Origin of the sequence: Mesorhizobium sp. STM 4661 (genome assembly GCF_000359125.1) — a bacterium.
Classification (GTDB): Bacteria; Pseudomonadota; Alphaproteobacteria; order Rhizobiales; family Rhizobiaceae; genus Mesorhizobium.
Genome location: NZ_CAAF010000046.1, coordinates 1 through 7,835, shown reverse-complemented (window position 1 = coordinate 7,835; position 7,835 = coordinate 1). Strand labels below are relative to the sequence as shown.

General features: G+C 65.8%; 8 protein-coding genes. 6 read left to right on the top strand and 2 right to left on the bottom strand.

From position 1 onward, the window contains the following. The 6 genes from MESS4_RS34205 to MESS4_RS14090 form a co-directional block, all read left to right on the top strand. Positions 1 to 193 (top strand): hypothetical protein (locus MESS4_RS34205; protein WP_210161683.1); only part of this gene is annotated, 193 nt, incomplete at its 5' end. Positions 194 to 310: 117 nt separating this feature from the next. Then, a complete protein-coding gene (locus tag MESS4_RS14110) occupies positions 311 to 1,243 on the top strand; it encodes a sugar ABC transporter substrate-binding protein (RefSeq protein WP_006331795.1) in 933 nt (310 codons plus the stop codon). 66 nt (positions 1,244 to 1,309) lie between these two features. Further along, positions 1,310 to 2,365, top strand: coding sequence for an ABC transporter permease (locus MESS4_RS14105; RefSeq protein WP_036241278.1), 1,056 nt, complete (start codon positions 1,310 to 1,312; stop codon positions 2,363 to 2,365). A gap of 3 nt (positions 2,366 to 2,368) precedes the next feature. Beyond that, on the top strand, positions 2,369 to 3,157 hold the full coding sequence (locus MESS4_RS14100; protein ID WP_006331783.1) for an ATP-binding cassette domain-containing protein: 789 nt from the start codon (positions 2,369 to 2,371) through the stop codon (positions 3,155 to 3,157). Further along, the gene (locus MESS4_RS14095; RefSeq protein ID WP_006331781.1) at positions 3,154 to 4,113 is read left to right on the top strand and encodes a cyclase family protein; all 960 of its coding nucleotides are present in this window, start codon (positions 3,154 to 3,156) and stop codon (positions 4,111 to 4,113) included. Before MESS4_RS14100 ends, MESS4_RS14095 begins: the two co-directional genes overlap by 4 nt. 25 nt (positions 4,114 to 4,138) lie before the next feature. Then, the gene (locus MESS4_RS14090) at positions 4,139 to 5,620 is read left to right on the top strand and encodes an amidase family protein (protein WP_006331778.1); all 1,482 of its coding nucleotides are present in this window, start codon (positions 4,139 to 4,141) and stop codon (positions 5,618 to 5,620) included. 228 nt (positions 5,621 to 5,848) lie between these two features. Here MESS4_RS14090 and MESS4_RS14085 read toward each other — a convergent pair whose 3' ends face one another. Both MESS4_RS14085 and MESS4_RS14080 read right to left on the bottom strand, forming a co-directional pair. Continuing rightward, positions 5,849 to 7,120 (bottom strand): ROK family protein, encoded by a 1,272-nt coding sequence (locus tag MESS4_RS14085; protein ID WP_006331776.1) that lies wholly within the window; start codon positions 7,118 to 7,120, stop codon positions 5,849 to 5,851. Between the two features lie 158 nt (positions 7,121 to 7,278). Beyond that, complete coding sequence (locus tag MESS4_RS14080; protein ID WP_006331774.1) at positions 7,279 to 7,707, bottom strand: GFA family protein; 429 nt, start codon at positions 7,705 to 7,707, stop codon at positions 7,279 to 7,281. Between the last annotated feature and the right edge of the window lie 128 nt (positions 7,708 to 7,835).

Genomic DNA, 7,835 nt, shown 5'->3' with positions numbered 1-7,835 from the left:
ATCGGCGCGCAGCGCCGAGACGGATGAGGGGTGCTGGAAGAAGCGCGGCGCGAAAAAATCGAAGGATTTTAATCGCTTACATCTTCGAGGTAGTGATCCTTCCAACACCCCTCATCCGACCGAGCTTCGCTCGGCCACAAGGGGAGAAGGGGAAGCCCCAAAAATAGCCGTTGCTCCTTATCGAGGCCTATGACTATAGTTAGTACGTGGCTCGCACGAACAAACAGTTCGATCTGTGACGACCCCTTCGGTGAAAACTGAGAAGCGGTCAGACTGTGAGCAGGAACACTCGGTCAAAAGGGGAATGCAAGTGAACCGCTTTCAGAAATTCTCCGCCGCGGCGCTCGTCGCGGCATCTTTCATACCAGCGGCGTTTGCCGCTGATGACAAGTTGACGATCGGCATCGTCACCTTCTCGACTTCCGACGTCGACACCAACCAGATGGTTGACACCATGACCAAGGGAGCCCAGTCCAAGGGCTGGACGGTGGAAACGCTCAATGCCAATGGCGATCCGTCGCAGGCGATCACCAGCATCAAGCAGCTGGTGACCAAGAAGGTGAACGCCATCATCGTCACGGTGTTCGATTCGACCGGGCTGGCCGCAGGGCTCCAGGCGGCCGCGGATGCAAAGATCCCGGTGCTTTCGGCCGGCGGCGGCATGGCCGACGGTATCGCGCTTTCGGCAAGCACGGGTGCCGCGCCGCCGCTGCTCGAATTGATGCTGAAGGATATCGGCAACACGGGGACCGTGCTCGACCTCACCTATCACCCCGGCATCCCGTGCCGCGAGCGCGCCGACGCCTTCGATGCGGCGGTCAAGGCCAATCCGGCACTGAAGGCGACCTCGCACGAGATCAGCATCCCGGGCGCGGCCGAATCCTCGCAGGCGGCGACCAGCGCCTGGCTCGCCGCCAATGCCGACGCCAAGGGGCCGTTCGCGATCTTCAACTGCTATGACGACAACGCCATGGGGGCGATCGCGGCGCTGAAGCAGAACGGCCGCGGCGACGTTAAGGTCTATTCGTTCAATGCCACGGCGCCCGCCGTGCAAGCGGTCAAGGACGGGACGATGACCGCCACGCTCGGCGTCGACCTGACCTCGGCCGGCAAGATGCTGGTCGACCAGATCCCCGACATCCTGTCAGCCGGCGACAAGTGGCAGCCGAAATCCTTCGTGCCGGGCTACACGCTCGTCACCAAGGACAATGTCGACCAGTTCATGAAGGACAATCCGCAGTAAGCTCCGCAGATTGCGGATCTGGCCGGGCACGCCCGGCCAGATCGAAGTCCGATCATGAGAGCCGCCATGCCCGCTGACCATTCACTGCCCGAAACCTCCGCTCCGGCAGGGGTACCCGGCGCCGCGCCGTCAACGCAGGCCGGGTATCCGTCACCCAGCGCCCGCGAACGACGCGCCATGCTGATGCGCCTGCTCGGCACCTACGGCACCATCATCGTGCTGGGCTCGATGCTGCTGATCTTCTCGGTGCTGCAGCCGGGGACTTTTGCCACGATCGGCAATTTTCGCAACATCATCAACGACATGGCGATCGGCACCATCGTCGCGGCCGGTCTCACCGTGCCGCTCGTGGCCGGTGATTTCGATCTCAGCATCGGCTATGTCGCGAGCTTCTGCGGGCTGCTCGTGGTAGGCCTCCTGAGCAGCAGCGGGCTGTCGATTCCGCTGGCCATCGTCCTCGTCGTCGGCCTCGGCACGCTGATCGGCATCGTCAACGGCATCGTCGTCTCCAAGATCGGCGTGAACGCTTTCATTGCCACGCTCGGCACCGGCACCATCGTCGTCGGGCTGAACTACGCCTATTCGGGCGGGATTCCGCTGCAGCTCACCCAGAGCCGGGAATTCACCAACATCGCCATCGGCCGGATCGCCGGGGTGCCGCATCTCGTCATCATCATGGCTGTGGTGCTGGCGCTGCTATGGGTGATCCTCAACCGGACCGTGCAGGGCCAGCACATCAAGGCGATCGGCGTCAGCCCGGAATCGGCGCGCCGCGCCGGTGTCGCCGTCGATCGCAGCCGCATCGTCGCCTTCGCCATCGCCAGCACCTGCGCGGCAATCGGCGGCGTGCTGATGGCTTCCAATCTCGGCTCAGGCCAGGTGACGGCGGGTGATGGTTTCATGCTGACCTCGTTCTCGGCCGCTTTCCTCGGCTCGGCGGCGCTCAGGGAAGGTCAGTTCCACATAATCGGCACCTTGATCGGCGTGCTGACGGTCGCCGTCGGCAATAATGGTCTGGCCATGATCGGCGCGCCGATCTTCACCCAGTTCCTGTTCACCGGTTGCCTGCTCGTCGTCGCCGTGGCGCTCGGCGGCATCGGCCGCCGGTACGGAAGGGGCTAGGCCATGGCAACACTGCTCAGCCTGCGCCACATCTGCCGCAGCTTCGGCGGCATCCAGGCGCTCGACAATGTTTCGTTGGATATTGCCAAGGGCGACATCGTCGGCCTCGTCGGCGACAATGGCGCCGGCAAGTCGACGCTGATCAAGATCCTGGCCGGCGCGCATGATCCGACTTCCGGCGAGGTGGTTCTCGAAGGACAGCCGCGGAAACTATCGCCACCGGCCGAGGCGCAGCGCCTCGGCATCGAGACGGTCTATCAGGACCTGTCGCTGATCGGCACCTTCACCGCGGCCGAGAACTTCTTCCTCGGCCGCGAGCTCGCGCTTGGTCGCGGCCCTGCCCTGTTGCGCTGGATCCGCCTGAAATCGATGGGCGACACGGCAATCAAAGGTCTCGATGAACTCAACATCGACATCCCCGGCGTGCGCAGCAAGACGGTCGAGCGCATGTCGGGTGGCCAGCGCCAGTTGGTGGCGATCGCGCGCGGCGCCTTCTGGGGGCATAAGCTGCTGTTGCTCGACGAACCGACCGCCGCACTTGGCGTGCGCGAATCGCGCGAGGTGCTCGACCTCATCAGGCGGCTCGGCGCCAAGGGGCTGACCATCGTCATGGTCACCCACAATCTCGATCACCTCTGGCAGGTCTGCAACCGCGTCATGGTGATGCGCCGGGGCCGCAAGGCCGCCGATCTCCCGAGTTCCGCCACCAACATGGAAGAGGTCGTCGCCTACATCACCGGCGCCAAGGAAGCGATGCCGGCCCGAGCCGCCACGCTGGAGGCCGGCGCATGAGTGCAACCGACGCAATGACGCTCAGCCGGCTGCTGGCCGATGCGCCCAACCGCTGGGGCCACTGGGGCGCCGACGACGAGATCGGCGCGCTCAACTATCTGAACGCCGAACAGGTCATACATGGCCTGGCGACGGTGCGGCACGGCCGCACCTTCACGCTCGGCGTGCCGATCGCCACCCAAGAAGGCGATGCGGTGTTTCCCGGCCGCTGGCCGGCGAAGCATTTCATGGTTGCCGACAAGGCCGGCTTCGCGAACGGCCATTGGCAGCCGCTGGCCGGCGGCCTCGAATTCGCCGACGACTACGTCACCGGCTTCGCCCAGGCCGGCACCCATTGCGACGCGCTCGGCCATATGTGGTTCGACGACACGCTGTGGAACGGATTCCCAGCCACCAGCACCAATGGCGGCATGACCAAGGCTGGCATCATGCCGATCGCCGCGCACGGCATCGTCGGCCGCGGCGTGCTGCTCGACATCGCCCGCTTTCGCGGCAAGCCGGCGCTGGACCGCGCCGAAACCTTTACACATCACGACCTGATGGAATGCGCGCGGGCGCAAGGTATCGACATCCTGCCACGCAGCATCCTGCTCATCCGCACCGGCTGGGTCGGCGCGCTGGCGGCGGGACAGCGGAGCGTTGGCGAGGATTACTGGGAGCCGGGCCTGACCTTCAGCCTCGAACTGGTGCGCTGGTTCGACGAGATGCAGATCCCGAGCCTGGTCACCGACACGCTGGCCAACGAAACCACCTACGAACCCGGGACAGGCTTGATGCTGGTGCTGCACGCGGCGCTGATGCGCAATCTCGGAATCGTCTTCACCGAAATGGCGTCGCTCGACGCGCTGGCCGCCGACCGCGCCGCGGACCGCCGCTACGAGGGTTTTTACTGCGCGAGCCCGGCCAAGGTCAGCAAAGGCACGGGCGGCTCGGCAAATCCAGTGTTCATCAAATAGAACTCAACAAGACGGAACGACTTTCATGACTTCTGCAGACGACGCGACGCAGCTCTGTTTCCTGCCGGCCACCGAACTGGTAGCGCGCATCCGGCGCCACGACCTGTCGCCGGTCGAGGTGACGGAGGCGTATCTGCGCCGCATCGAGGCGCGCAACCCGACCGTCAATGCCTATACGCTGGTGCTCGGCGACGAAGCGATGGACGCCGCGCGCGTCGCCGAAAGGGCAGTGATGGCCGGGCTTCCTCTCGGCCCCCTGCACGGCGTGCCGGTCGGCATCAAGGATCTCGACGACGTCGCCGGAGTGCCGACCTCGATGGGATCGCGGGCGGTGCACAACCGGGTGCCCAAAGACAGCGCGGCGGCGGTCGAGCGCCTGCTCGATGCCGGCGCCATCGTGCTCGGCAAGACCAACACGCCCGAGTTCGGCCACAAGGGCATCACCGACAATCCGCGTTTCGGGCCGACCAGCACGCCGTTCGCGATCGGCTACAATTCCGGCGGCTCGTCCGGTGGCAGCGCTGCCGCGGTGGCCGACGGCATGGCGGCGCTGGCGCAAGGCACCGATGGCGGCGGCTCGGTGCGCATCCCGGCCTCGTTCAGCGGCACCGTCGGCTTCAAGCCTTCCTTCGGCCGCATCCCCTCGGTGACGCGTCCCGACGGGTTTCTGTGGGGGCATCCGCTGGTCCATATCGGACCGCTGGCCCGCACCGTCGCAGACGCGGCGCTGATGACCAAGGTCATGGCCGGGCCGCACAGCCGCGATCCGCTCAGCCTGCCGGACGATGGCGTCGACTATGTCGGCGCCGTCAGCGGGCCGGCACGAAAGCCGCGGATCGCCTACAGCCCGCGCCTCGGCAATTTCCCGGTCCACCCTGATGTCGCCGCGGTCATTGCCGACGCGGTCGATGTCATGCGCCGGAACGGCATCGAGGTCGATGAGGTCGAGCCCGATTTCAAGGCCGACCACAAGGAGCTGGCGGCGCTTTGGGTGCGCACGATCTCGATCCACTACGCGGCGATCGCTGTGTACTGGAAGCAGGAAGGCATCGACCTGATGGGCGAGCACGCGGCGGTGCTGACGCCGCAATTCCGCGCCATGCTGGAGGGCGCCTACAAGGTGTCGGCGGTCGAGCACGCACTCGACGACCTGTTGCGCACCGGCGTCCATGACGGCTTGCAGGATTTGTTTGAAACCCACGACCTGATCGTCTCGCCCACGCTGGCCATTCCACCGGTCAAAAATGCCACTGACGGCAACACGATCGGTCCGACCTCGATCAATGGCGAGGCGGTCGATCCGCTGATCGGCTGGTGCATGACCTATCCTATCAACTATACCGGCCATCCCGCGATCTCGGTGCCGGCCGGGCTGACGGCGCAGGGCCTGCCCGTCGGCCTGCAAATCATCGGGCGGCGACACGCCGACGCCAGCGTGCTGGCCATGGCCGCGCGCTTCGAGCGCATGCAGCCGTGGTTTCAGAGCTATCCGGGGCTGGTGGGGTAAGCGGGGCGGGGCGCAGACGCTGCCATCTCCCCCCTTGCGGGGGAGATGGCCGGCAGGCCAGAGGGGGGTGCTGTCCCGCCGGCCTGTCAGGGAGACCTTCGCTGCATTCTCAACATAGGCCGTGGCGGGGATGAGCCGAAAGGCTGGCGATCCTTCACACCCCCCTCTGTCCTGCCGGACATCTCCCCGCAAGGGAGATTGGCTCTCATTCCGGCTTGCGCCCTCGACTTAAATCGGCAGCTGCAGCAGCTCGGAGATCACCAGCCCGGCTGCGCCCAGCAGTGCGGCGCCGTCGCCGGCATCGCCGGCGATGAATTCGATCGCACCACCCGGGCGCGAGGGAACCATGGCGCGGACATGATCGGCTATTGCGTCCAGCATGCGATCGCCGCCGAGCACCACATCGCCATGCAGGATGAAGATGTTGGGAGCCACCGTCTGCTGCAGATTGGCGATGCCGACGGCAACATTGCGGGCGTAGCGGTCGAGCAGCTCGGCCGCCCCCGGCAATCGGTGCTGCGCCATGTCGACGAGGCGGGTCGAATCGATCAGGTCGGGCTCGGGCAGCGCCATGCGGCTGGCCTCGCGCCGGAGCCAGCTCAGCGTGGCGATGGTGTCCCAGCAGCCGCGCCTGCCGCAGCGGCAGAGCTCGCCATCGAGCTGCACAAAGGTATGGCCGAGTTCGCCGCCCGCGCCCGCGGTGCCGCGATAGAGATGACCGTCGAAAAAGAGCGCGCCGCCGAGCACTTCGCCGGTATAGACGACGGCGAACTGCCTGACGCCACGCCCGGCGCCGAACCAGCGGTCGCCGACAAGCAGGGCGCGCGGATGGTGGTCGAGCTTGACCGGCAGGCCAAAGCGGCGGCCGAGTTCGTCGGCGAGCGGATAGCGGTCGAGTGCGGGGGCGAGATTGACGGTGACGATCGAGCCGCGATCGGTGTCGACCATGCCGCCGACGCCGACGCCGATGCCCAAAGGCATGCGCCGCGCCTTGGCGAGCGTATCGCCGACGCATTCGGCGATGGTTTCGATGATCGGCCCGACCGGTCCCCTGCCGTCCGGCAACGCCATCTTGCGCTCCGCTTCGATCTTGCCGTCGAGCGTCGCCACGCAGGCATGGACCGCGTCCGGCATCAAAAGCACACCGCAGATCGGACGGGCATTGGGCGAGAACCAAAGCGGCCGCGCCGGCTTGCCACCGCCGGGATTGGCGGGGATCGGGTCGCTCTCGATCAACACCTGATCATCGATCAACGGCTGCACGATGCCGGAAATGGTGGTGCGATTGACGCCGGCAAGCCGCGCCAGCTCGGCGCGGCTGGTGGGGCCGAGATCGAACAGCGCCTGCAGCACGCGGCCGCGATTGGTCGAGCCGACCATCGAGGAGGACAGCAGCGCCTTGCGCTGGCGTGGCGGCCGATCCGCTACCGACGCTTCGCCAGGCGGCGCAAACAGCGCGCTGCGTCCGCCATTCGGGCTGTCGTCATCAGTCTTGATCATTGCAGGGTTCACACAGGCGGTCCTGGAAACCGTTGTAGCCCAAGAGCTTGCCGGTTTCGAGAACTTTGTGCGAGACGGCAACAAACTTGCCGAAAACTGTATGCCGGCCCTTGCCCGCATGCCGGCTTCGCAGCCGTCTCGGTGCCTCACCCCGGAGCTTAACGTGTCTCGGCAGGTGGGTGGACCGACGGCTTTTGCTGGAAGCCGTCATGGGTCGGGATCGACGGCAGCCGGTCGAGCCATTTCGCCCGTGAGCGCATGACGACCTGCGCGTCCGGCCGGTAGTCGCCCGGATCGGTCATCGTGGCGGCATGGACATGAATCTCGGCGGGCCATTTGTCGGAGCGGAAATAGAGCCTTGAGCCGCAGGACGGGCAAAAGCCGCGAAATGTGTTGGGGCTGCTCTCATAGTGCACGATGTCGCCGGTCCAGCTCAGATGCTCCGGTCTCATCCCGAGGAAGGCCGTGAAGGGAGAAGACGTGGCGCGCTGGCAATCGGCGCAGTGACAGACCAGCTTGCGCGTGAGTTGCCCGGAATATGTCCAGGCGACCGCCCCGCACATGCAATGCCCCGCCAGAAATGCCATTGCTTCCTCCTGCGCGCCCCGATGCAGTGCAATATAGGTTGCGCGATCAGCTCAGAGGCGTCGCTTTGCGACATTGTTCGATCTCAAGTTGGAGGCGAGGTGCGAGCTGCCAATCTCCCCCCTTGCGC

What these genes read in the sequence shown, in the direction of transcription:
- MESS4_RS14105 (WP_036241278.1), top strand. Translation starts at nt 1,310, where the DNA reads ATGCCCGCTGACCATTCACTGCCCGAAACCTCCGCTCCGGCAGGGGTA.
- MESS4_RS14100 (WP_006331783.1), top strand. Translation starts at nt 2,369, where the DNA reads ATGGCAACACTGCTCAGCCTGCGCCACATCTGCCGCAGCTTCGGCGGC.
- MESS4_RS14095 (WP_006331781.1), top strand. Translation starts at nt 3,154, where the DNA reads ATGAGTGCAACCGACGCAATGACGCTCAGCCGGCTGCTGGCCGATGCG.
- MESS4_RS14090 (WP_006331778.1), top strand. Translation starts at nt 4,139, where the DNA reads ATGACTTCTGCAGACGACGCGACGCAGCTCTGTTTCCTGCCGGCCACC.
- MESS4_RS14085 (WP_006331776.1), bottom strand. Translation starts at nt 7,120, where the DNA reads ATGATCAAGACTGATGACGACAGCCCGAATGGCGGACGCAGCGCGCTG.
- MESS4_RS14080 (WP_006331774.1), bottom strand. Translation starts at nt 7,707, where the DNA reads ATGGCATTTCTGGCGGGGCATTGCATGTGCGGGGCGGTCGCCTGGACA.